Source organism: Arthrobacter sp. P4_F10, assembly GCF_056401435.1.
The window spans coordinates 1-24,933 of sequence record NZ_JBFUJJ010000039.1 but is presented as its reverse complement, the minus strand read 5'-3'; the positions used below and the strand labels follow the sequence as shown (position 1 = coordinate 24,933).

23 protein-coding genes are annotated in these 24,933 nt (G+C 63.3%); 9 read left to right on the top strand and 14 right to left on the bottom strand.

The window, feature by feature from the left end:
* The 5 genes from AC1DR1_RS20630 to AC1DR1_RS20610 all read right to left on the bottom strand — a co-directional run.
* The coding region (locus AC1DR1_RS20630) for an ATP-binding cassette domain-containing protein (protein ID WP_476993216.1) at positions 1 to 357 on the bottom strand (357 nt) is incomplete at its 3' end.
* Entirely contained in the window at positions 354 to 1,304 is a 951-nt protein-coding gene (locus AC1DR1_RS20625; protein ID WP_229995476.1) for an ABC transporter ATP-binding protein, read from the bottom strand. The genes AC1DR1_RS20625 and AC1DR1_RS20630, both read right to left, overlap by 4 nt.
* Entirely contained in the window at positions 1,301 to 2,215 is a 915-nt protein-coding gene (locus AC1DR1_RS20620) for an ABC transporter permease (protein ID WP_229995477.1), read from the bottom strand. The genes AC1DR1_RS20625 and AC1DR1_RS20620 overlap by 4 nt, the downstream gene beginning before the upstream one ends.
* On the bottom strand, positions 2,212 to 3,228 hold the full coding sequence (locus AC1DR1_RS20615; RefSeq protein ID WP_476993215.1) for an ABC transporter permease: 1,017 nt from the start codon (positions 3,226 to 3,228) through the stop codon (positions 2,212 to 2,214). Before AC1DR1_RS20615 ends, AC1DR1_RS20620 begins: the two co-directional genes overlap by 4 nt.
* Before the next feature lie 96 nt (positions 3,229 to 3,324).
* The gene (locus tag AC1DR1_RS20610) at positions 3,325 to 4,791 is read right to left on the bottom strand and encodes an ABC transporter substrate-binding protein (protein WP_476993214.1); all 1,467 of its coding nucleotides are present in this window, start codon (positions 4,789 to 4,791) and stop codon (positions 3,325 to 3,327) included.
* Positions 4,792 to 5,038: 247 nt separating this feature from the next.
* Between AC1DR1_RS20610 and AC1DR1_RS20605 the strand changes: the two genes are divergently transcribed.
* On the top strand, positions 5,039 to 5,911 hold the full coding sequence (locus AC1DR1_RS20605; RefSeq protein ID WP_229995508.1) for a LysR family transcriptional regulator: 873 nt from the start codon (positions 5,039 to 5,041) through the stop codon (positions 5,909 to 5,911).
* A 513-nt stretch (positions 5,912 to 6,424) separates the two neighbouring features.
* On the opposite strand, the gene AC1DR1_RS20600 is transcribed toward AC1DR1_RS20605, so the two are convergent.
* Complete coding sequence (locus AC1DR1_RS20600) at positions 6,425 to 7,042, bottom strand: TetR/AcrR family transcriptional regulator (RefSeq protein WP_229995507.1); 618 nt, start codon at positions 7,040 to 7,042, stop codon at positions 6,425 to 6,427.
* Between the two features lie 115 nt (positions 7,043 to 7,157).
* Between AC1DR1_RS20600 and AC1DR1_RS20595 the strand changes: the two genes are divergently transcribed.
* The 3 genes from AC1DR1_RS20595 to AC1DR1_RS20585 all read left to right on the top strand — a co-directional run bounded on the left by AC1DR1_RS20595 (position 7,158) and on the right by AC1DR1_RS20585 (position 10,624).
* Complete coding sequence (locus AC1DR1_RS20595; protein ID WP_476993213.1) at positions 7,158 to 8,057, top strand: carbon-nitrogen hydrolase family protein; 900 nt, start codon at positions 7,158 to 7,160, stop codon at positions 8,055 to 8,057.
* A gap of 10 nt (positions 8,058 to 8,067) precedes the next feature.
* On the top strand, positions 8,068 to 9,498 hold the full coding sequence (locus AC1DR1_RS20590; RefSeq protein ID WP_229995505.1) for an APC family permease: 1,431 nt from the start codon (positions 8,068 to 8,070) through the stop codon (positions 9,496 to 9,498).
* A gap of 733 nt (positions 9,499 to 10,231) precedes the next feature.
* Positions 10,232 to 10,624, top strand: a complete 393-nt coding sequence (locus AC1DR1_RS20585) for a RidA family protein (RefSeq protein WP_229995503.1) — start codon at positions 10,232 to 10,234, stop codon at positions 10,622 to 10,624.
* Between the two features lie 229 nt (positions 10,625 to 10,853).
* Here AC1DR1_RS20585 and AC1DR1_RS20580 read toward each other — a convergent pair whose 3' ends face one another.
* The 6 genes from AC1DR1_RS20580 to AC1DR1_RS20555 all read right to left on the bottom strand — a co-directional run bounded on the left by AC1DR1_RS20580 (position 10,854) and on the right by AC1DR1_RS20555 (position 16,757).
* Entirely contained in the window at positions 10,854 to 12,080 is a 1,227-nt protein-coding gene (locus AC1DR1_RS20580; protein WP_364744953.1) for an MFS transporter, read from the bottom strand.
* Positions 12,058 to 12,954: a dihydrodipicolinate synthase family protein gene (locus AC1DR1_RS20575; protein ID WP_476993212.1), complete on the bottom strand. Its 897-nt coding sequence runs from the start codon at positions 12,952 to 12,954 to the stop codon at positions 12,058 to 12,060. The genes AC1DR1_RS20580 and AC1DR1_RS20575 overlap by 23 nt, the downstream gene beginning before the upstream one ends.
* A gap of 149 nt (positions 12,955 to 13,103) precedes the next feature.
* On the bottom strand, positions 13,104 to 14,021 hold the full coding sequence (locus tag AC1DR1_RS20570; RefSeq protein WP_476993211.1) for an EamA family transporter: 918 nt from the start codon (positions 14,019 to 14,021) through the stop codon (positions 13,104 to 13,106).
* 60 nt (positions 14,022 to 14,081) lie between these two features.
* Positions 14,082 to 14,807: a B3/B4 domain-containing protein gene (locus tag AC1DR1_RS20565; RefSeq protein WP_476993210.1), complete on the bottom strand. Its 726-nt coding sequence runs from the start codon at positions 14,805 to 14,807 to the stop codon at positions 14,082 to 14,084.
* 7 nt (positions 14,808 to 14,814) lie between these two features.
* A complete protein-coding gene (locus AC1DR1_RS20560) occupies positions 14,815 to 15,420 on the bottom strand; it encodes a helix-turn-helix domain-containing protein (RefSeq protein WP_229995499.1) in 606 nt (201 codons plus the stop codon).
* A 401-nt stretch (positions 15,421 to 15,821) separates the two neighbouring features.
* Positions 15,822 to 16,757 (bottom strand): LysR family transcriptional regulator, encoded by a 936-nt coding sequence (locus AC1DR1_RS20555; protein WP_476993209.1) that lies wholly within the window; start codon positions 16,755 to 16,757, stop codon positions 15,822 to 15,824.
* Positions 16,758 to 16,830: 73 nt separating this feature from the next.
* On the opposite strand from AC1DR1_RS20555, the gene AC1DR1_RS20550 reads away from it, so the two are divergent.
* Complete coding sequence (locus AC1DR1_RS20550) at positions 16,831 to 17,838, top strand: EamA family transporter (protein WP_476993208.1); 1,008 nt, start codon at positions 16,831 to 16,833, stop codon at positions 17,836 to 17,838.
* Positions 17,839 to 17,925: 87 nt separating this feature from the next.
* Here the strand turns inward: AC1DR1_RS20550 and AC1DR1_RS20545 are convergent, their stop codons facing one another.
* Positions 17,926 to 18,702, bottom strand: coding sequence for an SDR family NAD(P)-dependent oxidoreductase (locus tag AC1DR1_RS20545; protein WP_476993207.1), 777 nt, complete (start codon positions 18,700 to 18,702; stop codon positions 17,926 to 17,928).
* 213 nt (positions 18,703 to 18,915) lie between these two features.
* Between AC1DR1_RS20545 and AC1DR1_RS20540 the strand changes: the two genes are divergently transcribed.
* Positions 18,916 to 20,529, top strand: coding sequence for an FAD-binding oxidoreductase (locus AC1DR1_RS20540; RefSeq protein ID WP_229995495.1), 1,614 nt, complete (start codon positions 18,916 to 18,918; stop codon positions 20,527 to 20,529).
* A 62-nt stretch (positions 20,530 to 20,591) separates the two neighbouring features.
* Here AC1DR1_RS20540 and AC1DR1_RS20535 read toward each other — a convergent pair whose 3' ends face one another.
* Positions 20,592 to 21,566, bottom strand: coding sequence for a helix-turn-helix domain-containing protein (locus AC1DR1_RS20535; RefSeq protein ID WP_476993206.1), 975 nt, complete (start codon positions 21,564 to 21,566; stop codon positions 20,592 to 20,594).
* A gap of 578 nt (positions 21,567 to 22,144) precedes the next feature.
* On the opposite strand from AC1DR1_RS20535, the gene AC1DR1_RS20530 reads away from it, so the two are divergent.
* The 3 genes from AC1DR1_RS20530 (at position 22,145) to AC1DR1_RS20520 (ending at position 24,810) form a co-directional block, all read left to right on the top strand.
* On the top strand, positions 22,145 to 22,723 hold the full coding sequence (locus AC1DR1_RS20530; protein ID WP_229994210.1) for a TetR/AcrR family transcriptional regulator: 579 nt from the start codon (positions 22,145 to 22,147) through the stop codon (positions 22,721 to 22,723).
* Between the two features lie 456 nt (positions 22,724 to 23,179).
* Positions 23,180 to 24,400, top strand: a complete 1,221-nt coding sequence (locus AC1DR1_RS20525; RefSeq protein WP_476993205.1) for an acetyl-CoA C-acyltransferase — start codon at positions 23,180 to 23,182, stop codon at positions 24,398 to 24,400.
* Positions 24,397 to 24,810, top strand: coding sequence for a PaaI family thioesterase (locus AC1DR1_RS20520; protein ID WP_229994208.1), 414 nt, complete (start codon positions 24,397 to 24,399; stop codon positions 24,808 to 24,810). The genes AC1DR1_RS20525 and AC1DR1_RS20520 overlap by 4 nt, the downstream gene beginning before the upstream one ends.
* The last annotated feature ends 123 nt before the right edge of the window (positions 24,811 to 24,933 follow it).

Here is a 24,933-nt window from a genome sequence, read left to right as displayed (position 1 = left end):
TTTCAGGGCAGTGTGGGTCCGGAGGGGCTCTGCCACTGAAGCGCCGATAGTCATGCGTGGATTCAAAGACGCCACTGGATTCTGAAGTACCATTCCCATCCGGGAACGAATGGTGCGCAGTGCCTTGGGTTCGAGCTTGCCGAGGTCATGTCCTTCAAAGACAGCCCGCCCGGATGTTGGGCGCATCAGCTGCATGGCGCAGCGGGCGAGGGTACTTTTGCCGGAGCCGGACTCTCCGACAAGGCCGTAGACCGTACCTTCCTTGATGCTGAGGGAGACGTTGTCGACTGCGGTGAAGACTCTTCTTTGGTGCGGGAACGTTTTGACGATGTTTTCGAGGGTGAGAACGTTGGTCATAGTTCGCCTTCCTGGAGGCAGGCGACTGCCTGGTGTGGCCCGGTCTCGGTGAGCAGCGGGTCGGTGAGGGAGCAGTCGGTGACTGCATGTGAGCAACGGTTTCTGAAGGCGCACCCGGTGAGGGATAGGAGGTTCCCCGGGACTGTYCCAGGGATGGCGGTCAGTCGCTGGCCGTGGGTTCGGCCTGCTGGGAGGGCGCCGAGGAGGCCGCGGGTGTATGGGTGGCGGGGGTTGTTCATGACCGCGTCGACGGTTCCGGTTTCGATCACCCTGCCTGCGTAGAGGACTGCCACGCGGTCGCAGACATCGCGGATGATGCCAAGGTTATGGCTGATGAGCAGCACACCGAACCCGAACTTGTGTCGGAGTTCGTCTATGAGGACCAAAATTTGCCGGGCAACAGTGACGTCAAGAGCCGTTGTGGGCTCATCGAGGATCAAAAGCCGGGGCTTGCGTAGCAGAGCCATGGCAATCATGGCCCGCTGCAGCATTCCGCCGGACAATTGGTGCGGGTAGCTGCGGTAGACCCGTTCAGGGTCGGGAAGGCCGACCAGGCTTAGGTGACGAATGATTTCAGCTTTGCCTTCGGACCTCGAGATTTGCCGGTGCCGGCTCAGGACATCGCTGAGTTGGCGGCCGAGCGTGAAGACAGGGTTGAAGGCAGTTCCGGGGTTTTGGAATACGATGGCCACCGAGCCGCCTGCTTCTGACGAGGCCTGTGAGGGATCGTTGCCGATGGTCACTTGCCCCGTGCGCCGTGCGCCGCGTGGAAGGATCCCCAAGGCTGCGAGTCCTGTCAGGGACTTGCCGCACCCGGTTTCCCCCACCAGGCCGAGGATTTCACCGGCGGAAACATCGAGGTCGATCCCGCGGACGGGGCGGTTGGTGAGCGTTCCCCGGTCGGTGAATTCGACGTTGAGGTCGCGGATGCTAAGTACGTGGGTCATCGCTTTACCTGCCTGGGGTCAAGGAGGTCGCGCAGCGAATCTCCGAGGAGGTTGAATCCCAGGACGGCCAGAAAGATGGCCAGGCCCGGAAAGGTGGCTATCCACCAGGAACTGAATATGAGCCCGCGCCCTTCAGCGACCATGAGACCCCAGTCGGGCAGGGGCGGCTGCGTTCCAAGGCCGATGAATGCCAGGGACCCGGCGGCCAGGATCACAGTGCCGATGTCGACGGTGGCTTGGACGAGGATGGGTGTCATGCAGTTGCGAAGTACATGGCGGCTGATGATGAGCAGTTGCGGAATGCCCATGGCGCGGGCTGCTTCGACATAGGAGCGTTCCCGAAGGGATTTTGCTTCCGCTCGTACAAGGCGCGCATACCAGGGCCACCAGCTGATGGCCAAGGCGATGCCGGCGTTGGTCAGGCTGGGCCCCAGGATCGCAACGGTCACCATGGCCAGGAGCAGAGGCGGGAAGGCTTGGAAGATCTCGGTCACACGCATCAAGGCTTCGTCGAGCCAGCCGCCGCAGTATCCGGCGACAGCGCCGAGGGGAATGCCGATGAGGGCCGCGGCCGCGACAACGACGGCAGAGATGGTCAGCGCCGGGTTCGCGCCCATGATGATGCGGCTGAGAACGTCACGACCGAGTTGATCGGTGCCGAGCCAGTTCCAGGCGTTGGGAGCGAGGTTTCGGGCCGAGGCATTGGTCGCCCCCATGCCCTGATCAGGGAAAGGTGCCAGCCATTGCCCAAAAACAGCAAGGATTACGACAAGGACTATGATCATCGCGCCAACAGCGGCCAAACGGTCACGGCCCAGGGTCTGTTTAAGTAGTTTGATCGGTTTGAGGGTGGCCTGTTCTCCGGCCGGCCCGGAACGGGTCGGGGCGGGGATTTGGGTCGTGGGGCTCATGACATGCTCACTCTGGGGTCGATTCGGGATTGCAGGATGTCCACGAGGAGGTTGGCCAGCAGGTATGCTGTGGCGCCCATGAGCGTAATTGCTATGATGGCTGGGTAGTCCACTGCAAGCATCGAAGATGTAGCGAACTGCCCAATTCCTGGCCAGTTGAAGACAGCTTCGACGAAGAATGTTCCGGTCAGGGCGTAGGCGGCAGCCATTCCGGCGATAGACAGGACTGGTGGTAGAGCATTTTTCAGGGCCAGGCGCCAACGGATGGCGGTCTCCCTCAGACCGTAGGCCCTGGCGGTGAAGATGTAATCCTGGTTCATGACATCGAGCATGGCGGCCCTGGTCATTCGTGCAACGAGTCCGAGAGGGTATGCGGCCAAGGTGAGGGCCGGCAGTATCACGTGCTGCAACCCATCGGTGAAGGCCACGCCGTTGCCGGTGATCATGCTGTCTAACAGGGGAAGCCCGGTCACGTGAGAGATGGGGTTGGAGTATTTGATGGAGTTGCTGAATTGCCCAGTGGCCGGAAGTATGCCCAGCCCCCCAACGAACAACAGTTGAAGGAGTAGTCCGAGCCAGAAGGCGGGCACGGAAATCCCTCCGATGGAGAGGAAACGGATTGCTCCGTCGATGAATCCGCCGGGCCGGTGGGAGGCAACCACGCCCAAGATGACCCCTGCCGAAACAGCGAGAACCATGGCAAACCCGATGAGTTCCAATGTGGCTGGGAGGCGGGTGAACAGCTCGTCCAACACGGGGCGTTTTGTGGCAAGGGACTGGCCCCAGTCCCCGGTGATCAGCTTTGCGACGTAGTCGAAGTACTGCTCGAGGATCGGACGGTTAAAGCCGAGGTGCTCCCGGACCCTGTCCAGCTCGGCTGGGGGCGCCTTCGGGCCGGCGTAGATGACGGCCGGGTCGCTGGGAACGATGCGGGCAAGGATGAAGACGATCGCTGTGAGCACGGCGAGAACCAGCACCGAGGTGATGAGCCGCCGGGCGACGAAACGCAACATGGTTCTCCTTTTCTTGATTGGTGTGGCGGGATGGGCGGGCAGGGCAAGGGCCCGGGCTTTGTTGGTGCAGCCCGGGCCCTGACTGCGTCGTATCGTTTAGGCGGCGCGTTTGATGGGGGCGAAGAAGGCCGTGAACGGGTAATTTTCGTTGAAGGGGGGAACTTCCAACCCGGCCGGAACGACTGAGACTGTGCGGGCATCGTAGAGGAATGCGGCAGGTGCTTCCCTATAGAGGAGGTCCATGGCTTCCTTATAAAGGCCCTGGGCTGCGTCCCTGTCCGTTCCCGTCAAGGTTGCCGCCTTGTCAACCAATTTGTCGTACTCCGGGGAATTCCAATAGCTCAGGTTGAAGGATGGCTTTTCGCTGGAATGGAACAGCGTCGTGAGATTGTCGCTGCCGGCGTCGCTGTAAGTCGGCCAGTAGTTAAGTACAAAGATGTCCTGGGCGCTCTGAGGATCAGCCTTTGCGCTGTCCCATTGCTGGTTGAAAAGTTCGGCTTTCACGTCCAGCTTCACACCGATTTTGGCGAAGGCGTCCTTGATCAGTGGTACAAACCGTGCTTCCGCGGGATTCTCGGAGGCGTAGGTGAGTTTGAGGTTCATGCCGTCGGCATGACCAGCTGAGGCCAATAGTTGCTTGGCCTTTTCCAAGTCCTGGGAGTACTGCGGGACGTCCTGGCTGTAGGGGAAGATGCCGCTGGGAGCAGGGCCGTGGGACTGCGTGCCGTAGCCCTGCCCTCCGATGTCAATGATCTCTTTGTACGGAATCGCGTAGCTGAGCGCGCGGCGGACCTCCGGGTCGTTGAGTGGTGCGCGGCTGGTGTTAAACATGGCCAGGAAGTTGAACGGTGAGTTGAAGTCTTTCACCGTGAACTTCGGATCGATGGCCAGGGTCTTGACGTTTTCCAAGGGAATGTTGGTCGCGTAGTCCACCTCACCTGCGGTCAGCATCTGCTGGGCCGTGACTGCATCCGGGGTGATAGAGATGTCGACAAAGTCGAAGTGCGATGTAGCCTTTTTGTTCCAGTAGCCGTCGTACTTCTTCAGCACGACCTTAGAGCCGGGCTTGTAGGAGTCGATGGTGTAGGGGCCGGAGCCCGCGTCGATTCCGGCCTCGAAGTACTTGTCATTCTTGGCGGATGCGGCCAGGGCCTTCGGGGCAACGATCCAGGCGCCGTAGGTCGAGGAGGCGACGAGGTCCATCGGCGCAGCGTACTTCAGCTGCAGCGTGACAGTGGAGTCGTCCGGGGCGGTAACGCTCTCCACCGGTGCCCAGATGAAGGATGCGGCTGCATGGTCCCTGGCAGCGTCGATGCTGGCTTTGACCGCCGCGGCATTGATCGGCTCGCCGTCGTGGAAGGTGGCTCCGGAGCGGATCTTGAATGTCCAGGATTTTCCGTCGGCACTGGCGCTCCAGGACTCGGCTATTGCCGGGGAATACGCTTCTGCGGAACCTGCAGGGTTCTTCCAAAGCAGGGGTTCGTATATGTTGCCCATGTAGAGGGCTTCGGTGGAAAACGAACGAACCGGATCCCACGTAGTGATGGCTGCAGATGCGGCCACAGAGAAAACGTCGGGGCCGGAAGAAGCTTTGGGTGCGGCAGGACTGCATCCCGCCGCGCTAAGGGCAACGACGGCGGCTGTGGCCGTGACAAGCACGGTCCGAGCCGGGTGTGGAAATGAGAGTGCCAACAGAGACTCCTTGAAGAAGGATGGGATGTGTGACGAGTCTAACTAGGTGTACCTATGCCTGGGAAATGCCTATGATGAGTAAAACTCATACCTTGGAGGCATAGTGGACTTGAGGCACTTGACGTATTTCCTGAGCATCGTTGATGAAGGATCAATCAATGCTGCTTCACGCTCTTTGCGGGTGGCCCAACCATCGTTATCCCGGCAGCTTCGCTCCTTGGAGCAGGACCTGGGACTCACCCTCTTCGATAGGTCAGGAGCAAAATTGTCGCTGACCGCGGCGGGCACTGCGTTTCTGCCCATCGCCAAGGACCTGGTCACCCGCGCCGCCCAGGCCAAATCATCCGCGCGGGCGATGGCCGGAGGTTCGGTGCAACGGCTTACGATAGCGGCAGCCTCTGCCACCGTTGCCGACATCATCGCCCCTTTCATTGTTTCGCAGGGGCCCGATGGAGTCCTGACCAATGTTGTCGAGGCGACCCCTGAGTTTGTCTACTCGGCGTTGCAGGACGGTAAGGCTGACTTTGCTCTGGGAACAAAGCCCCCACCATCCGAGCTCGAATCGGTTGTAGTTGGCAGGGCGTTCCTTTGGGCCCAGTGCAACGCCGAACACCCTCTTGCCGGGAGGGAGAAAATCAGCCTCCAGGAACTCGTCCAATGGCCTCTCATAACCATGACCGCTGATTTTGGTGTCCGCACAATGTTCGATGATGCTGTTAGCACTGAGCGCCTCACCTACACGACCGGATTTGAAGTACGCTCGGCCGTGGTCGGCCAAGCCTTGGCAGCCGCCGGCAAAGGCATCTGCGTGCTCTCGGATGATCCGAATTTCGGGGTGCACGCCATGCCCATCACTCATCGGGGAAAGGACCTCGTGTTCACTCTCTTCGGCGTCTGGAATCCGCTGCATTTCGCCGCGCCTGCGATAAGGGAGTGCCTGCAGAACCTTTCACGTTTCACCTCGCAGCTGTACCCCGCCGCTCGAATATAAAAAGGGATGCAATCCTCAACTCCCGGCCCTGTGGTTGAGGGGCCTCTCGAACTCTGAGTGATAGCTCACGAGATTCGCGGGGCGCGGCTCCGGGGGCAGTGGCCATCGACAGGAGCTCTCGAAGCTACTTCCACTGCCTATATAACGCCGATACTGGACCTTTCGTGAACCTGGGGGAGTGGTCGAACCAGGCACTCTTCGCGCGCAGGAGGCTGGGTGCGAGAGCCTGGCGAGTTCCTTGACTTCTTTCAGGACCGCACGCGCGGCTGCCGCGTCGTGAAGCTCGGCAGGTACTTCTCCTGTTCTTCGATCTTCCGGCGGTAGAAGTCGTGGGCGCTTTTTTTGTGATCCCCGGCGATTCGCGGATCTGGGCCCACGTCGGTCCGGATGCCGCGGCATCCTTTGGGGTCAACGACCCTGAGGACTGCATCGCCGGAGCATGCCGACGCACCGGGGCGGGCGCCCGATGAGTGGCGCCCGTCAACTTGCCTGTGTCCGCTGTTGCTCGGGGAGTCAGCTGAGATGCAAGTTGTTGCCGGTCTTGGCTTTTACCATGTTCGTCGCGTAGCTGATCAGGAATTCGTACTCGTCTTCCGGCGTCAGGTCGCCGAGGAGTACATCCATAACGAGGCCGTCCTCGAGGGCTACGAAGCTCCGGGCCAAGAATCCGGCTGGCGCTGAGAGGGTGAAGGCATCCTCCTGCGCGCCTCGTTCCAGGATCCCTTTGTAAAGGTTCGTTTGACGCTCCACGAACGCCATTTGCTGCCGAGCGGCTGCTTTGTTGCGCAGATAAACTGGGATGAGTTCCACGAGGATCCGGGAAGCGGTTTCGCTTTCCCCGGGCCAAGGTACGCCCGAGTGGATGCAGGCCCTCAGTTGCGCTTCAGGGTCGCTTTCGGCTTGGATGCGGGCCTCCCGGCGGTCACAGTACTCCGTAACTCCTTGATGGAAGACCTCGCTGAAGAGCTCGTCGACGTCCCGGTAGTAGTACAGCACCGCAGCCGGGGTGACGCCCGCTTCGTTGGCAATGTCGGAAAGGCGGGCCGCTGATGACCCTCTGTCCAGCAGGACTCGTCCTGCTGCTGCTACGAGTTGATCCCGGCGGGCTGTCTGATTCCGTGGTCTTGCCATGCTCACCATGCTTTCACACGGGCCTCGAAGTGACCCTTGACACACCCAGGTCCGTTAATTATTCTTTAATTAATCTTTAGTTAATGAAATCTCCCACGCTAGGAATGCTACCGTCATGACTCGACTTCTCCCTCTGGCTCTTGTGCAATCACCCGCTGAGTCCTTGACTGATTTTGCTGCCGGTCTCGAGCGAAGGGTCAAAGCGCATGCCGTCGCCGACCTTTTCGTTTACCCGGAGCTTCACTTGAACACGGTAGATTCTGCCGGGTTTGTGGACCGGCAGGCCTACATGGAAGCCTCGGCCGAACCTCTTGATGGCCCGCGCGGCCGTACCCTTGCCGAGCTTGCTGGAGACCTTGGGACCTGGCTTTTGCCTGGCAGCGTGCTTGAACGTGGTACGGACGGGCATATCTACAACACCGCCGTCGTCTACTCTCCACAAGGAAAAGCAGTAGCCGCGTACCGAAAGATCTTTCCCTGGAAGCCCTATGAGACTGTTTGTTCCGGTAAGGACTTCGTGGTCTTCGACATGACCGGCTACGGCCGCGTCGGTTTGTCGATTTGCTACGACGCATGGTTCCCCGAACACAGCAGGCACCTGGCCTGGATGGGGGCAGAGCTCGTCCTCAATGTTGTCCAGACCCCGACCAACGATCGTGTGCAGGAAGTTGTTATCGGCCAGGCCAACGCAATCGTGAACCAGAACTTCGTTGCGAGTGTGAACGCGGCGGGCCCACACGGGGTTGGACGGAGTTTCCTGGTTGATCCTGAAGGCCGCGTGCGAATTTCGGCAACCGGACCCGAAGACGCGACATTGGTTGATGTCATCGACCTGGACCAAGTAGGGAACGTACGCCAATATGGCACAGCGGGCGTCACCCGCCCCTGGGACCAGTTCGCTGAAAACGACGACAGCATTCCATTGCCGCTCTACGCGGGCCAGCTTGATCCCCGCCTGTGGCGGCAGACCAACGCCCCGTCACCCCTGACCAACCTCAGCACTGCCCCAGCCTAAGGAACTCCCCATGTCCGCTGAGAACATTAAACTTACCCCCAAGCTATCCCTGCTGTCGGTGGTCGTGTTCGGCTTGGCCTATATGGCTCCGGGAATCGTAATGACGATCTTCGGTATCATCTCCTCCACCAGCGACGGAACAGCCCCGACAGCATTCGCCCTCGCCACGGCCGCGATGCTGCTGACTGCCCTCAGCTACGCGAAAATGGCAAAGATCTTTCCGAACTCGGGATCGGCCTACGTGTATGCACGACGGCTCCTCGATTCCCGTGTCGGTTTCCTCGTCGGGTGGGCGATCCTCCTCGACTACCTCTTCCTTCCCACCGTGGCCTGGCTGTTCCAATCGTTCTACCTTGCAGCGCAGTTTCCCGGCATCCCCGTCTGGGCCTGGCTCGCTCTGAACGCTGGACTAACAACGATCATCAACGTCACGGGAATCGTGCTCACTGACCGTGTCAATAAAACGCTGACCCTTCTGGTTGTTACCCTCATCGGGATCTTCATCGCCTACTGCCTGGCCTACCTCGGGGGAAACCCGCCCGCGTCGTTCACAGACCCCTTCTGGAACAATGCCACGACGGTCGGCGGCGTCGCTGCCGCAGCCGCTATCGCTGCCTACGCCTTCCTGGGATTCGACGCCGTCAGCACACTCAGCGAAGAAACCAAAAACGCCCAGCGCAACATTCCCCGCGCGATCCTCCTGACCGTCCTCGTCGGCGGAATAATCTTCGTCGTGGTCTCCTACATCATGCAGCTCGTTCACCCCGGCGGAGACTTCGAGGAAGCAGCGACAGCAGCATACTCCATGCAGGTCCTCGTCGGCGGGCAGTTCTACGCCAACATCACCAACATGCTCTTCATCATCGGTGGGTTTGCGTCCGGGCTCGCCATCCAGGCCAGCACCAGCCGCCTCCTCTACGTCATGGGCCGCGACGGAGTCCTACCCCGCCGGCTCTTCGGCCGCCTCCACCCCCGAACCAAAACGCCCATCTTCAACCTGGTCCTCGTCGGTGCCGTGGCCATGCTGGCACTGAACATCTCCTTGGAAACCGCAACCTCCTTCATCAACTTCGGGGCCTTCCTGGCATTCACAGCCGTCAACCTCTGCGTCATCGCCTACTTCATCCGAAACCGCCGGCAAGGCAAAAAGCTTTCGATCATTGGCTTCATCGTCCTACCAATACTGGGCGCCGCCGTCGACATCTACCTTCTAACCCAGCTCAGTCCCATCGCCATCACCATCGGCTGCTGCTGGATCGGTCTGGGCGTTCTCTACCTCGTCTTCCTCACCAAAGGATTCCGCAAGGAACCACCAGAGATGGACCTCCACGACCGTGAGAGCCAGCCGGGCGAACCCACCAAGGAGGTTCAGCAACCAAACACTGACGACACACAGTCAACCAAGCAGACTGCCACCCAAGCGCAGCCCACCGAAATCTAAAACCCCGAGGAGCCATAAGGACGGGCCAGGCGCCAGCCTCCAGGCCCGTCCCTGTGTGTGGCGTACGCGATCTCAAGAAGCGGGACCTTGTCAGTTTCATTTGCCACCGTTCCCGTATCACGATGGGCGCTCTCCAAAGTCCGTACCGTTCCGAGTGACAACCCACTGCATCCCGGGCTGCGGAACCGCAACCCGGGATGCAGTGCAAGTTCGGGGGCAAACCTCCGGTCAAGAGAAATCCGATCGGGCGAGTCTGCCATCGCTGAAAGCCATTTCTTCGTCCCAAAGAGCCGATTCGCTACGTGCGTGCCCACATCATGAGCATCAAATCAAAGGCGATATTAAGAGCAAAGCAGGAGTCCAATGATTATCACGATCGAGGCCGACCGCTACTTCCACATCACAGGCCTATCCCCGACGGAAATCGAAGACAGTATCAACACGGCTGTCGAGATGGCCCGTGACCACTCGGTGAGTGAAGGATGGCAGGGCATTCTCGTCACCCGCCACGGACCTGACAATTACACAGTGAACCTCAGCGCTGATGTTCCCTACGGAGTAACTGTGGAACGGGACCTGCCGCAAGAAGTCCCGAGCAGGTGCCGGACGGCTGAGAGCTCACCGCAGCCGTGCCGGCAGTAGACTGAACATCAGCGAGCGGACTGCCGTGGTACCCGGTCGCCGGCCGGTACGCTCCGGCAGCGCGCGTCGTCCGACGGAGAGGACCTCAGCGATGGAGCTGACCTATGTGATGGCCGAGAGCGCCCCGGCGCCCGTGGGCCCCTACTCCCAAGCGTGCGGTATACCGAATGGTCTGCTGTTCCTTTCGGGGCAGACGCCCATCGACCCGGCGACCGGGCAGCTGGTCGGCGGTGGCATCGAGGAGCAGACCGCACGCGTCTTCGACAACCTTGGCCTCGTCCTCGAGGCGGCCGGCAGCAGCTGGCGCGATGTCGTCAAAGTCAGCGTCTTCCTCGTCGACATGGACGACTTCGCAGCGATGAACGCCGTGTACGCGAGGTACTTCGACGGCCAGTACCCCGCGCGCACGACGGTCGCCGTCGCCGGGCTCCCGCTCAGGGCGCGCGTCGAGATCGAACTGCAGGCGATGCGCCGAGTGGGGTGATCCAAACGCACGAGCACCTCGATTCGCTCACTCCCGAGATCGTCGACACAGCCAGAGAAGCCCTACCCATCGGCAACTAAGGCCTGCGAATTTACTGCCAAATAGCGCTGCGATCCACAAAATAACCGTGTGAATCGCAGAGCTATTTGGCGTTGTTTTGGCGTGCCTCTGGTGCACTCGCCGCGGCGTGCTGCCGGCCCGGGCGAGGGTGCTGTTGACTGCAGGCGGGCTAGTGCTTGGACAAGCGTGGACGGGAGCGCTCGATGATGCTGGACGTGGCAGTTGCTGCTGTGAGGGCGGTCGCCAGCAGAAGCGGTGCCCAGACCGTTTGTGTGATGGTTGCACCCGCGACGGCTGTTCCGGCTGATCCTGCAGCGATCTTGAGTGCGCCTACCCAGATGAAGACTTGGCCGCGAGCTTCGATGGGGGCGTATTCGCTGCGCGCGGCGAGTGTTGAGGCGAAGAACATCGCGTTGGCGATCCCTGCCAGGCCGAAGGCAATGAGGGAGGTGGGGAGTGTCGGAGTGAGCATCACCAGTATCAGCGTTGCCGCGACGAGTGCGGCGAGGGAGCTCATGAGAGGGTCTGCGTCGCGGCGAAGCGGTCGGAGCATGAGCCCTGCTGATCCGAGGAGATTTCCTATCCCGTAGGCTGCGACCAGTGTTCCGGCGGCTGAGGCCCCGCCGTACGCGGGAGCTGTCGCAACGGCGTAGATCGGTAGCGCGGCGACAGAGAATGCGACGGTCACGGTGAGTCCGAGGGTGCGGCGAAGCGGACCACGTGCCCAGATGAGGCTCAGTGTTCGACCGGGGGACGGCACGTCAACGGCCTTGTTGGGTGGCTCTTGCCTGGGGAGTGCGAGGACGGCTCCCGCACCAACGACGGCGGCTCCGGCCAGAACCAGTGTCGCGGTGAGTGCGTCAGATGCTGCCGCGATCCACGCGACCGCTGCGGGGCCGAGGGTGCCGCTGAGTCCGTAGCTTGCGACGTCCCAGCTTTGTGCTCTGCGTTGGCTGCGCTGCCCGGGGCCGGCGATGGAGGGCAGGCGGCTGCTGATCCCGCCGGTGAGCATCGGCCCGAAGATGCCCGAGGCAAAGAGCAGCATGGCTGGCCAGATCGCCCAGGCGACGGGCAGGAGCAGTGCAGCAGCACCGAGCAGCACGCCGTGGAGGACGGCAGCGGATGCGATCACTTTGCGTCCGTCGCGGGCTGTATCGAGGCGTCGTGCGATGAACGGGCCGAGYAGGTGGGGTGCGGTGATTGATGCTCCCAGGAGCCCGGCCAGCCAGCCAGGCATCCCGCAGGCGTGGGCTAGCAGCACGATGGCGACTACTGCGCCGCCGTCGGCGCTGCGAACCAGGGTCGCGGCGAAGACGTATCGGGCCAGCGCCCCGACCCGGCGGTCCTTCCTGCGTGGAACGCCGAGGCCGGCGCTACGAGTTAAGCCCGAGCTCATCGACAATCCTGCCAACATGGGCGCGCTGCTTCGCGGTCAATCCCTGGAGGGGAAGAGGCAGGCACGATGTTGATGCCAGTCCCAGCTGTTCCGCTATTGCCGCAACGACCCGGATACTCCCGCCAAACTCAGCAAACGACTCCCACAACGGTGCAAGCCGTTCGGATTCAGCGGTCGCGTCTGAGGCCCGCCCTTCCAGGACGGCCCGGGTGATCCGCATCGCCAGGGCGGGCAAGGTGCCGCCGATGACGGAGTACCAGGCATCGCACCCGGCGGCCAGTCCGGCGGAGGCTTTTGCGTCACCGGAAACTCCGATGGTCACGTGCGCCGGGACGGACGCCCGGATTTCCTGAACCCGCGCCTGTGCCTGCTCCGGATCGACTGGCACGCCCGGGATTTTGATGGAGGCGATACCGGGCAGTTCCGCGATGCGTCCGTAGAGTTCGGTGGTGAACGTGAAGTGGGTGGTGCCTGGGTTGTCATAGACGATGACGGGCAGCGACGAGTTCGCGGTGACGGTTCGGAAGAGTTCGAACACGTCATCGTCGGTGAGGGGTTGATAGGTCATGGGGGCCAGCAGGAGACCGGAAGCCCCCGCCTGTTCTGCCTCTTCAGCGTTGGCCAGGACGTGTGAGGTCCGCAAGGCCCCGATACCAATGAACACGGGTGTTTTGCCGGCGTGTTCGACGGCGAGACGGGCGACGCGGTTTCGTTCCTCGCTGCTCAGGTAGGCGTAGGAGCCGGTGGATCCGAGTGCGGTAATGGAGTCGACCTTCGCCTCGGCGAGCCGTTCGATCAGGCGGACGAAGGCGTGCTCGTCGACAGCATCGTTGGCCAGAGGGGTCAGGGGGAAGGCGCTCAAGCCGGTGAACATGGGTATAACTCCTTTGTTTGAATCACAGGGAAGCAAAAATCTGAGGCAGCTGCCGGTGCCTAGGCGGGCTGAGCTGCGGGGCCCTGTAAGCAGGGGAATTCTCCCGCAGCGACAGTTCTGGCGGACGCGCCTATTTGGAGGACTGTCGTCTACTTCGGTCCTTGGCTGATGAGGCCGGGGTCGGTGCGGGCGGCGGCGTGTTCGCGGGAGCGCGGTTGCCGTCGGCCACCGCGTTGCGCGGCGGCGCCGGCAAGGACGACGAGCGTGATGCCACCGAATTGGGTGAGCGAGGGCTGCTGGTGCAGCACGAGCAGCCCGAGGAGCACCCCGAAGGCGGGTTCGAGGGCCATCAGGGTACCGAACGCGGTGGGCGTCATCCGGCGCAGGGCGAGCATCTCGAGCGCCATTGGCAGCACCGGCATCAGGACGGCCAGTCCGAAAGCGACGGAGAGGACACCGAGGTTGAGATGTCCGGCGGACTGCGGGATGCCGACGACCGCCGCCGTGGCAGCGGCGACGGGAACGGTGAGTGAAAGCGCGCCGATGCCCGTGAAGCGGTCGCCGATCCGTTGGGTGAGCACAATGTAGACGGCCCACCCGACGGCCGCGAGCCCTGCCAACCCGATACCGGCGAGGTTGATCTCACCAGCCCAGGGTTCGGTCAGCAGGACGACGCCCAGCAGCGCCAGGGCTGGCCAGATAAGCGCCCGTGCGCTGTGGCTGCGCACCGCGGCGACGGTCAGCGGACCGAGGAACTCGATCGCGACGGCGGTGCCGAGCGGGATACGTTCGATGGAGGCGAGGAAAGCGATGGTCATCAGTCCGGTGGCGACGCCCAGCCCCAGGAGCACGGGGACGTCGTGGCGGCGGAGCGTGCGCAATGGGGGTCGGGCGATGGCCAGGAAGACGAGTGCCCCCACGCTGAGTCTGAGCCAGGCGGTTCCGGCCGGCCCCACCGCCGCGATCAGATCCACTGACAGGGCCGAGCTCAGCTGGACCGAGAGCATGGCGGCCACGGCCAGTCCCCACGGCGGAACGGGGACATTGTTGGGGGCGCGCTGGCTCACGGCTGGCCCTTTCGGGCCTGCCGGTCACCGATCTCGCGTGTCCGGGAGTGGATGAGCATGTCAGTCTCCTTCATTGACTATCGGGCCGGCGGTTATCAGGCGGCGGGCGACCCTGACGTCGGGACCGAGCCGGGTCAGCCGGGCGGCGAGGTCCTCGGCTGCGGCGTGGAGCGCCGCATCGGTCATGGGTTCGAGCGCGTCGAGGATGAACAGCGCGGAGGTGGTGTGCTCGCCGAGTTGGGTGCGGCGTGCCTGGCGCCAGTTCCAGCGCCGGCAGGTCACGCCGGCGTCGTCGCACCACACCACCTCGCCAGGTTCCGGGTGTTCGATCACCGCGGCGCCGTCGGCGGCGGTATCAAAGGGCTCCTTGCCGGTGGCGCGGACCAGCCGTGGCGCACCGCTGTAGCGGGTCAGATCCTCCCCGCCCAGCGGGATCTGGTGAATCACCGAGACCGCGTTATAGAGGTCGGTGAGACGGTTCACCCGGGGCAACCCGGACACCGCACGGCGCAGGAGCGCTTCCAGGCTGTTGCGCGTGCGGCTGGGTTTGGCACCGAAGGCCTGGTAAGCCTCGCGCCACGCAGCCACGTGCGGGAGCTGCTCAACCGGCCGGCCGTTGAGCAGCTCCCGGGCTGCGGATTCCGCCGTCCGGAGCAGCTCCTCACCGGCCTGGTCACTCGGGCCCGGGACGAGTCCGTCAACGGCCAGCAGCAACGCCCGGTAGTCGGGCCGCAGCGCGAACACGGCGGCGTCAACCTGGCCGCCGTCGAGAAATTCCTGAAGCATGCCCGACTCAGGCATCGGACGCCTCCGGACGGTGTCCTGTCCCCACGCCCGGCTCGAAGACGGCCAGGGAGAACCTCGCGGGCTCTGTGCCCGGGTTGGCGTAAGAGTGTGCCACGTCGCCCGGGAACGTCAACGCATCACCTGCATCGAGGGTGACTGATTGACTTGCGACCTCCACCGTGACCGTGCCCTGCTGGACCTGCAAAAGCTCCTTGGTGCCCGATGTGTGGGCCTCGCTCACATGGCGATCGCCGGGACCCAGCGTCCAGTCCCACAGTTCAACCACGTCCGGCGGTTCGGTGCCGGCCACCAACACCCCGCGGCCGCCGGACTCACCGCTCCACAAAGCAGCGCCCTCACCACTGCGCGTGACCTTCACCGGCTTCGGGCGAGGTGGCTCGACCAACGCCGGCAGCCCCACACCCAGCGCGTCGCTGATCCTCAGCAGGGTTCCCACGCTGGGATTCGCGGCACCCTGCTCCACGTTGACGACCATCCTGCGGCTTACCCCTGCGGACTCCGCCAGCTGATCAAGCGTCCAGCCCCGCGACTGCCTCTCCTGCTTAACCCGGGCGCCGATTGCCAGCGCCAGGCTCGTTGTACTTTCATCCATAAGTGCATCATACTGCACTTATAGTGCACTTGACTACTGCCCGTCGTTCGGCCCCCATCAAAGAGTGACCGAAAGCCCTCTTGAGCTTCGACGTCGCACCTCATGCCGCCAATCAGGACCAAGCCGTGCATGACTGAGACGACCCTTTGGGAGACTACTCGGAAGTGTCATTTTTCGAAGTCGTCTGCACCACTTCATGCGGAAGTACGGGGTTGTGCAGGCGATTTAGAACATCTGAGTGTTCAAAGTTGCCTGTACGGTCTGCATCTTGATCCGTAGTCGGCTGCACAAGCCGTCAGGGCACGCCCGGAGACGGGCTTCTGGGCTTTCTGATACCCGGCCGTCAGAGTCTCCGGTGGTGATGCGGAGAGGGCGCCTGTTACTTTGCGCCGGGGGCGCCTCTAGCTCTTAGCTGGGCCTGCAATCTTGCGCAGGAGGCCGGCAAGGTGCTGAATTCCCGGGCTTTTGGTCATGGTCCTGCGGTGCACTATCCCCACATGCCGAGCCGGCACGGGATGGACCACCGGTATAGGGACCACATCCGCGGGCAGTGCGGGCCTGCCGAGACGAGGCACGAGGGCCACCACGGCCCCTTGCTCCACCAGCGCGATGTGGGTTGCGAAGTCCGGGTCGTAGACCTGGATATCCGGGACGCGGCCCAGATCGGCAAAAATCCGCAATAGGGCCTCGTTGCAGATGGCGCCGTGCGGGGTGCTGATCCAGCGCTCATCAACCATGTCGGCAGCTTCCACCTCCGCCCTTCCTGCCAGGGGATGGTTGCGGTGAACCAGAAGATCCGCGATGTCATCGCAAAGCCACTCGAGCTTCACGTGCTCTGGAATCACAAGCGGGACGGAGTTCCAGTCGTGGACGATGCCGAGGTCGGCTTCCCCGCCGGCTACACGTGCCACGGCTTCACGTGGGTCCTCAGCCAGCACCGTGACGTCCAGATCAGTTCCGGAGGAAGCGAGCATGCCCAGCATCGGCCCCACCAGCCCCCGGCACGCGGTGGAGAAGGACACCACCTTCAAGCGGCCATACGGTTTGGCGGGATCGGCCAGGAGCGTGGACTGGAGTTCTTCCAGTTCGGCGAGAATGCGGCGCCCATAGGCGGCCAAGGCAAGTCCGCGTTCAGTCAGCAGCACCCCTCGGCCGTGCCGCTCCAGGACCGAGAAGCCAGTCTGCTTTTCCAGCTTCTTGATCTGCTGCGATACGGCTGACGGGTTGATCTGCTGCGATACGGCTGACGGGCTGAAGCCCATCACCCCTGATGCTGCAATGACGGAACCATGGTGCTCAATCGCTGCCAGCGCACGGAGCGCTCCGATGTCTATCATGAAGCAAACGTACATGCTATGCGGTATGAATCAACGCTGGTGCTTCATTCTCCTCTCTGTCAAGGTGAGGAGCGTGAACCTTCGCCATTCCTTGCTTGCCACCCTCGTCGCTGTCTTGTGGGGCCTAAACTTCGTGGCCATCGACTTGGGCCTCCACACCAACGGACGCGACGTTCCGCCGTTGCTGTTCGTGGCCATGCGGTTTGTCCTGGTGGTCTTCCCCTGGATTTTCTTCGTGCGCAAGCCCGAGGTCAGCTGGGCAGCAATAATCGGCGTCGGACTCTTCATGAGTGCCGGCCAGTTCGGGCTGCTGTACCTGGCCATGGCGCTGGSCATGCCGGCCGGTCTGGCCTCACTGGTACTCCAGGCGCAGGTTCTGCTTACGGTTCTGTTGGCCGCCGTGTTCCTTGGCGAGCGGCCCAGCGGGCGCCAGTTGGCCGGCGTCGTACTTGGCGTCGCCGGCCTGGCGGTAGTGGCGGTGGGCCGCAGTGCCGTTGCCCCGCTACTTCCGTTCGTCATTGTGCTGGCCGCGGCGCTTTCCTGGGCTGTGGGCAACGTGGTTGCACGCAAAGCCAAGGCGGCGTCGGGGCTGGGGCTGGTGGTCTGGTCGGGTGCGGTGGTCCCGCTCCCGCTCGCCGGACTTTCACTGATCATCGATGGTCCCGATGCCATCACCGCAACGATCGGAGACCTCCAGCCCGCCACTGTCCTGAGCGCGCTCTACACTGCGGTTTTCGCTTCGCTGGTGGGCTACGGGATCTGGAACCGGCTGCTCGCGAAATACTCGCCGTCGGCCGTGGTCCCTTTCACGCTGCTAGTTCCGGTCGTCGGGATGAGCGCCGCGTGGCTGGCCCTGCAGGAGGTGCCCTCGGCCACGGAAGTGGCTGGCGGACTGCTCCTGCTGGGAGGAGTGGCGACGGCCGTGCTCACCAGAAGCGGTGGGCGGATGCAACGACAGGGCCCCGCTTTGCCGCCAGCTTTGGGCCCGGCTTCGGCCAGTGGCTTGCGGGTCCCAGACGCCGACGAACAAAACCTACAGCGACTGCAGGGATCAGCCAGCGGAAAACCGTCCCAGAACTGACATGAAGGGATCGACTGCCCGTCTCGCTGAGGTCCAGTTCGGTGGTCCATACAGGTTTCACCGATTGAGGCCAGGTCTCGCTCGGACCTACATCATCGCGCTGGCTCCGCCGTCTACGACCAGGTGGGATCCAGTGACCCATTTCGCCTCTTCGGAGGCGAGGTAGAGGCCTGCATACGCGACGGCGAGTGGGTCCCCGGGTTTGCCGTCAATCGTGCGCTCGACGATCGGGGCGACCGGTGCGTTCTCGCCAAATTCCTCGAACATCGCGAGTACCGGCGGAGTCGCCATGACACCAGGACTCACGCAATTGACGCGAATCCCGACGGCGACACCTTCGGCGGCGAGCTGCCGAGTCAGGGCGATAACGGCCCCTTTCGCGGCGGCATGGGCGGCCTGCGGCAGGGCTCGGGCACCCTGGATTCCGGCGCCCGAACCGATGTTGACGATTGCACCGCCGACGGCGGCCAGATGCGGCCAGGCGCTTTGGCAGGCATGCCACACCAGGTCCAGCTCGTTCTGGATGGTGAACCGGTATTCCTCGCCGCTCATCTGGGCGAACGGCGCGAATTTCGGCATGCTGGCGTTGTTGTAGAGCACGTCGATGCGGCCGTGGCGTTCGATCGCGCCGGCGACCCAGCGATCGATGTTTTCCCGGTTGCCCAGGTCCAAGGGGGCGCTTGATTCGATCGCGCCTCCGTCGGCCTCCACCAGGCGGACCGTCTCTGCAGCTCCGTCGGCATCGAGGTCGCAACCGACGACCGTGGCACCCTCACGTGTGAACAGCCGGGCGGTCACCCGGCCCATTCCGCCCCCGATTCCTGTCAACAGGACGACTTTTCCTTCCAGACGACCACCGGCCATGGTTCCTTCTCCGTTCAACTCGTCATATGTATTGGGCCCCATGCAACCACGGCGAGGAGGGGGCCAGAGGCCGGAGCGGTGTGATGGTGCAGTTTGTGCACACTTCTGTGCACGAACTGCACCATGGGGCCGGAATCTCCCCACTCCGGTGCCAGATGGCACAGGATGAACGGCACGTGTTAGACACGACACACTGCATCAAAGGAGATCCAGATGAGCAACACCCCCATGACGTCGACTCGCCCGCTCCCGCCCGGCGTTACCGAATCCGACCTCGAAGAGGCACTGGCCGCGTTCGCCGTCGCGATCGGCGAAGACAATGTCGCAAGCGATGCCGAGTCCCTGCAGGACTTCCAGGATCCCTTTCAGGTTCCCGGCTCCGCCACGAATCTCCCCTCCGCCGTCGTCAGCCCGACGAGCACCGAGGACGTCCAGGCGATCGTTCGAATCGCCAACGAGCACCGCATCCCGTTGTGGCCCATTAGCCGCGGCAAGAACAACGGCTACGGCGGTGCCGCACCTCAGGTGCGTGGCTCAGTAATGGTGTCGTTCCGGAGCATGAACCGCGTTCTGGAGATTAACGAAGAGCTCGGCTACGCGATTGTTGAGCCCGGCGTGAGCTGGTACGACCTGCACGAAGCGATCAAGGCCGGCGGGCACAACCTTGTCGCGTCCATCGTCGACATAGGTTGGGGAGGCGTCGTCTCGAACACGCTCGAGCATGGGCTCACCTACATGCCGTACTCGATCGACCAGGCCTCGCACTGCGGGTTCGAGGTCGTGCTCCCGAACGGAGACCTCATGCGAACCGGCTCGGGCGCGATGGACAACAACCCGACCTGGCCGCTGTACAAGCGAGGCCTGGGGCCGACCTCGACCGAGATGTTCATGCAGTCGAACTACGGAATCGTCACGAAGATGGGCTACTGGCTCATGCCGAAGCCCGAGGTGTACATGCCGCTCTGGCTGCGCGTCTGGGATGACGCGCAGATGCCCGCCGTGGTCGATGCGCTGCGCGAACTCATGCTCGCCGGCGCCATCGACATGCGCCCGCAGCTGTCGAACACGCTGTGCATGGCATCGATGCTCACCACGCGCGCCGAGTGGTTCGACGGCGAGGGGCCGATGCCCGAGGAAATCATCGACAAAATCGCCAAGGAGTTGGGACTGGGACGCTGGATGATGCGGTTCGCGCTCTACGGAGACGAAGCGGTGGTCGATCACAACTTCGAGAAGCTCAAGACGCGCTTCTTGCAGATCCCGAGCGTAGAGCTCATGGGCGAGAAGCACGGGGCCGATGCGTGGGAGACGCTGCCCAATCCGCACGAGCGCGTGCAGATCGGCGTGCCGAGCCAGGATCTCTACAAGATGGCAGGATGGTCTGGCGGCGAGGAGGGAGGCCACGTCGATTTCTCGCCGGTAATCCCGCTCACGTCCCAGCACGCGATGGCCGCGCAGAAGCTGATGGCCGAGATGTGCGCCGAAGCGGGCCTTGATTTCCTTGGTGGCATGCTCCCCATCAACGCGCGCGCAACCACGTTTATCAACGTCATCCCCTTCGACACGAAAAACCCGGAGCAGGTCGCCAAGGCGTACGCCGTGGCCAAGCGCATGGTCGCCGAGGCCGGCAAGCGCGGCTACGGCGAATACCGGGCGCACCTGTCCTTCATGGATCTCGCGGCCGACCAGTTCGGCTTCAACGACCACGCGCTGCGGCGCTTCAACGAGACGATCAAGGACACGCTCGACCCGAACGGAATCATCGCTCCGGGCAAGTCAGGGATCTGGGGCACCCGACTGCGGGAGGCCGGCTTCCCCCAGGCCTGATCGCGCATCTTTGGGGAGCCCCCCGCCCCGCCCAACGGGCGGGTGCTGGGGAAGATCCCGCCCTAACAAACGGGCGGGGTCTTCCCCACAGGCTCCGGCAGATGCCTGGCTTCCCGTGGGGCGCAGCCGTGGACCTCGCGGAAGGCTCTGCTGAAGCTTGCCGGATGGCGGTATCCCCACCTCGTCGCGACCGTCGCGATCGTCGATTCCGGGGACCGCCGCAGCTCGCCCACGGCACCCTCGAACCGGCGTTCGCGGATCCAGGCCGACACTCCGGTGCCGGAGGCCGAAAAGAGCTTGTGGACGTAGCGCGTGGACACGTAGTGGGCCCGAGCGATCCGCTCTGGCCCGAGTTCCGGGTCGTGCAGGTGGTCCATCACGAACCGCTGCATCCGCGCAAGCAGTACCTCGGGCCGGGAACGCGGATCGGAAATCTCCTGCGCGCCGTACATGCTGCGAAGCAAGGGCAGCAGCATCTCTGCAGCGCCTTCCCCGTCAGGGCTTGAGAGCCCGCCGCCGCTCGTTGTGGTTCGGGCTAGCTGTACGAGGAACGGGGTTCCCGGCCCAGCGAGCCGTCCCTGGCCCGAATCCACCCGTGTCGCGGAACGCCGGGCGATGCCCTCGGCCTGCGCCCCGATGAACCATTTGGGAATGCTGAATACGAGCACCTCGAAACCCTTGCGGCCCTCAAAGGTGGAAGGCCGCGACGTATCGTGGCACGCAATGTCACCGGGGCGAAGAAGGCAGCTGCGATCGTCCTGTTCGATATGGATCGTGCCCGTGGTCATCAGATACAGCAAGATGCACTCCGGATCGGCGGTCGCGATCATCCGCTGCGTGCGTGCCACCCGGTGGGCAAGCCCCTGGATGGACCGGACCCCGACCGGCCCGACCTGGCCACCGGCCAAGCGGGCGTCGAAGGTGGGCGCTCCGAACGATTCGACGTGCATCGGGAAGAAGCGTTCGGCGATCCCCGCCGACCAGTAGTCCCGGCGCTCGGCCGGAGGAACCGACCGAGTATCCAGGACGGAAGTCATTGGTCCACCTCAGATGAGGATCCGTCGTAGATCTGCGGTGCAGCTAAGCACATGCCGAGTAGGGGAGGGCGGGCGTTGCCGTGGGCCCGGGGCTGGATCGGCTTCGTGGGCGCCGGGTCGATTCCGGGCGTCGCCGATGCTGCCGGCGATTTGTGAGTCCGACAGCCCACGACAACCGAGCTCACCGTCAAGTCCCTCGCCTGGGCTGAACCTCCGGCTTCCATGACCTCCGTGGCAGAAGACTCAGTCACGGCACCTCCCTTAAAGATTCGATCCGTTTCGTACTGAGTGTAAGGTGAGTCACAATTCCATGCAAAGATGCCACGTCACCTCGTCGGCGGGTTACTGAAGAATGCCCGAAGGTCGCGGGCCTGAGTGGGAATCCGTGGCAATCCATTTCGTGGCCCCAGAAGACCCTTTGTTGCCAGGCCACTTGGGGCGTTGTTGTTCCTATATACACAGGCTGACGCTTTTTGCCGGGCCCCATCGCCAGTACCTCGCGATACCCGGAAGATTGAAGCATCAAAGTGTGATCGTGTACGTTTCGTATTGGATGGCTAAGCACGTATGGTTGACCCATGGCAATCAGAAGCGAAGAAAGTCGTCGGGCCATTTTGGAAGCAACCATGAAGTTGCTCGAAGATTCGGGGCCTGACGGATTTACGGTGCAAAAGCTCTCGATCGAGCGCATTGCCCGTGAGGCCGGAGTCAGCAAGACCACTATCTACAGGTGGTGGTCGAGCAAGGTTGCCGTGGTTATCGATACATTCCTGGACAACCATGTCGCGCGTACTCCGGTGCGCCAGGATGTCCCTGCGATCGACGCGCTTCGTGAGCACATGGCCTCACTTGCGGAGGTCTACGCGGGCAATGAGGGCCGGCTCGTGGCGCAACTCATCGGTGAGTGCCAGGGCGACGAGGCAGCGATGGCTGAATTCAAGAAACATTTCTGGACCCCGCGCGCGCTGGTCGTTACGTCCCTGGTTGAACGGGCCATCAACGAGGGGTCGATGCGCAAAAATCTCGACGCCCAGCTCGTCACGGAGCTGCTCTATGCCCCCGTGTACTTCCGCCTGTTGTTCCAATCGGGCCCCCTCGACGCCAAAGCCACCGATGCCATCATGCAGACGGCACTTGAAGGGCTTGCTGCAGGGTAGCGGCCCCAAGTATTACTTGTGTTCCGTCCGGGCCCATGGGCCCGATCGGCTCCGTGACTGAAGAATGGACCCTATAACCTTGGGTTGCCGCGGCATGTTGGGCGAATAGCATGCCGGTGCTGGCTTTAGCCGGGGCGCAGCCCGGCGCCCGCGTTGAGTGGCGTGCACCCATTTGAGGGTGCGCAAGAAGTTTTCGGCGGCGGTCCGGTAGGCGGCGACGCCCTGTCATCGCCTGCTCCCACCGTGACTTCTTTGCGACATGCCCGTGGCGCCCTTTGCCTCCCGATTTCCCTTCCACGTGTCCGGTGTGGGCGTGGGAGGCCTCGAGTCTGTGCAATACGATACGGTTCGTATATATTAGATGTGACGTTAGATGTAGGAAACTGACCCTGATCTGTCCCTGCCCGTGGAGCCAGCCCGTTAGGGAAGCCGTCCACACTGAGAGGAAACATCATCGTGAAAACCGCCATCGCGCCGAATGATGCGGTCGTCGTCGCCTATCGCAGGACACCGATCGGCCGGGCCCGCAAGGGGTCTCTGGCCGGTGAGCGCCCCGAAGACCTCGCGCTGGCAGCCATCCGGGGAGCGCTCGCTGCGGTTCCGCAGGTTGACTCCGCCGAGTTTGCGGACGCCTACGTGGGGTGCGCGGTACCGCAGGGCACGCAGGGCGACAACATTGGCCGCCGCATCATGGTTCTTGCAGGGATGGACAGCGTCCCCGCGGTTACTGTGAACCGCTTCTGCGCGTCCTCGTTGCAGGCCACCGCGATGGCGGCCCAGGCCGTGCGGGCGGGCGACGGGGACGCGTTCCTGGTTGCGGGCGTCGAATCGACCACCTCGACACCGCCCGTAGTTGAATCACTCCACCCCGCCTTCGCGGACGCAGCACGGCGTGCCGATGGCATCTTCGAATCCGGCCAGCCGTGGTCCGACCCCCGGGATCACGGGGAGCTGCCCGATGTGTACCTCTCTATGGGCAAGACCGCCGAGTTCGTGGCCCGTCAAACCGGCACCACGCGCCGCGACCAGGACGAATGGGCTCTGGAGTCCCAGCTCCGGGCGGAACGGGCGATGGAGTCCGGCTACTTCGCGCGCGAGATCGTGCCGGTGGCCACGGCTGCCGGCACGGTGGTGCGGGCCGATGACGGCCCGCGTCCTGGCACCACGCTGGAGGCCCTCTCGGGCCTCAATCCCGTGTTCCACGAGTCCGGTACCGTCACCGCGGGCAACGCCAGCCCGCTCAACGACGGCGCGTCGGCCTTGGTGGTGATGAGCGCCCGGCGCGCGGGCGAACTCGGGCTGAAGCCGCTGGCCCGCATTCTGGGCAGTGCCGCAAGCGGCCTCTCGCCGGAAATCATGGGGCTGGGTCCGGTGGACGCATCCCGCCGCCTGCTGGATCGTTTGGGCCTGTCGATCGGTGACATCGACATCGTCGAGCTGAACGAGGCCTTTGCCGCCCAAGTGGTTCCCGTGGTGCGGAAGCTGGGCGTAGATCCCGAGCGGGTCAACCCGTTTGGCGGGGCGATCGCCTTGGGCCACCCATTCGGTGCGACCGGCGTGCGGCTGGTCGGAACGCTCATCAACGGACTGCAAACCAAGGACGGATCGCTCGGCCTGGCGACGCTCTGCGTGGGCGGCGGCCAGGGCATGGCGATGGTAGTGGAGAGGTTGTCGTGAACCAGCCAGCGATCATTGCCGACCCGGCCCGCTCGATGCTGGCCGCCGACCGGAGCCTGGAAGGGCTCGGCATCCAGGTGTTGCGCGCCAGCGAGGGCCGTGCCACGGCCGTCCTCCGGGTCACGCCCGAAATGGCTAACGGGCACGGGATTGCCCACGGTGGATTGGTCTTCGCGCTGGCAGACACCGCGTTCGCTATGGCCGCAAACACATTCGGCGCCGGAATCGCGACCGCCGAGGCTTCCATCTCCTACATTTCCCCGGCCTGCATCTCGGAGGAGCTAGTCGCCTCCGCTGAAGTGACCTTTCACGAGGGCCGCCGGATGATAGTGGATGTGGTGGTGCGGGCGGGGGAGCGGACTGTCGCCATCTACCGCGGAACGGGCAGGGCGCTGCGCCCGGCGGACTGAGGCTTCTTGAACAGCTGCCGATATGGGGCGGCAAGACATGCGTGTRTGCCCGGGCTCCAAGTCGGAGTCCGGGCACACAAGTATTTGTACCAAGGTTGCCGCGCCGGCTCCCGCCACGGGTGG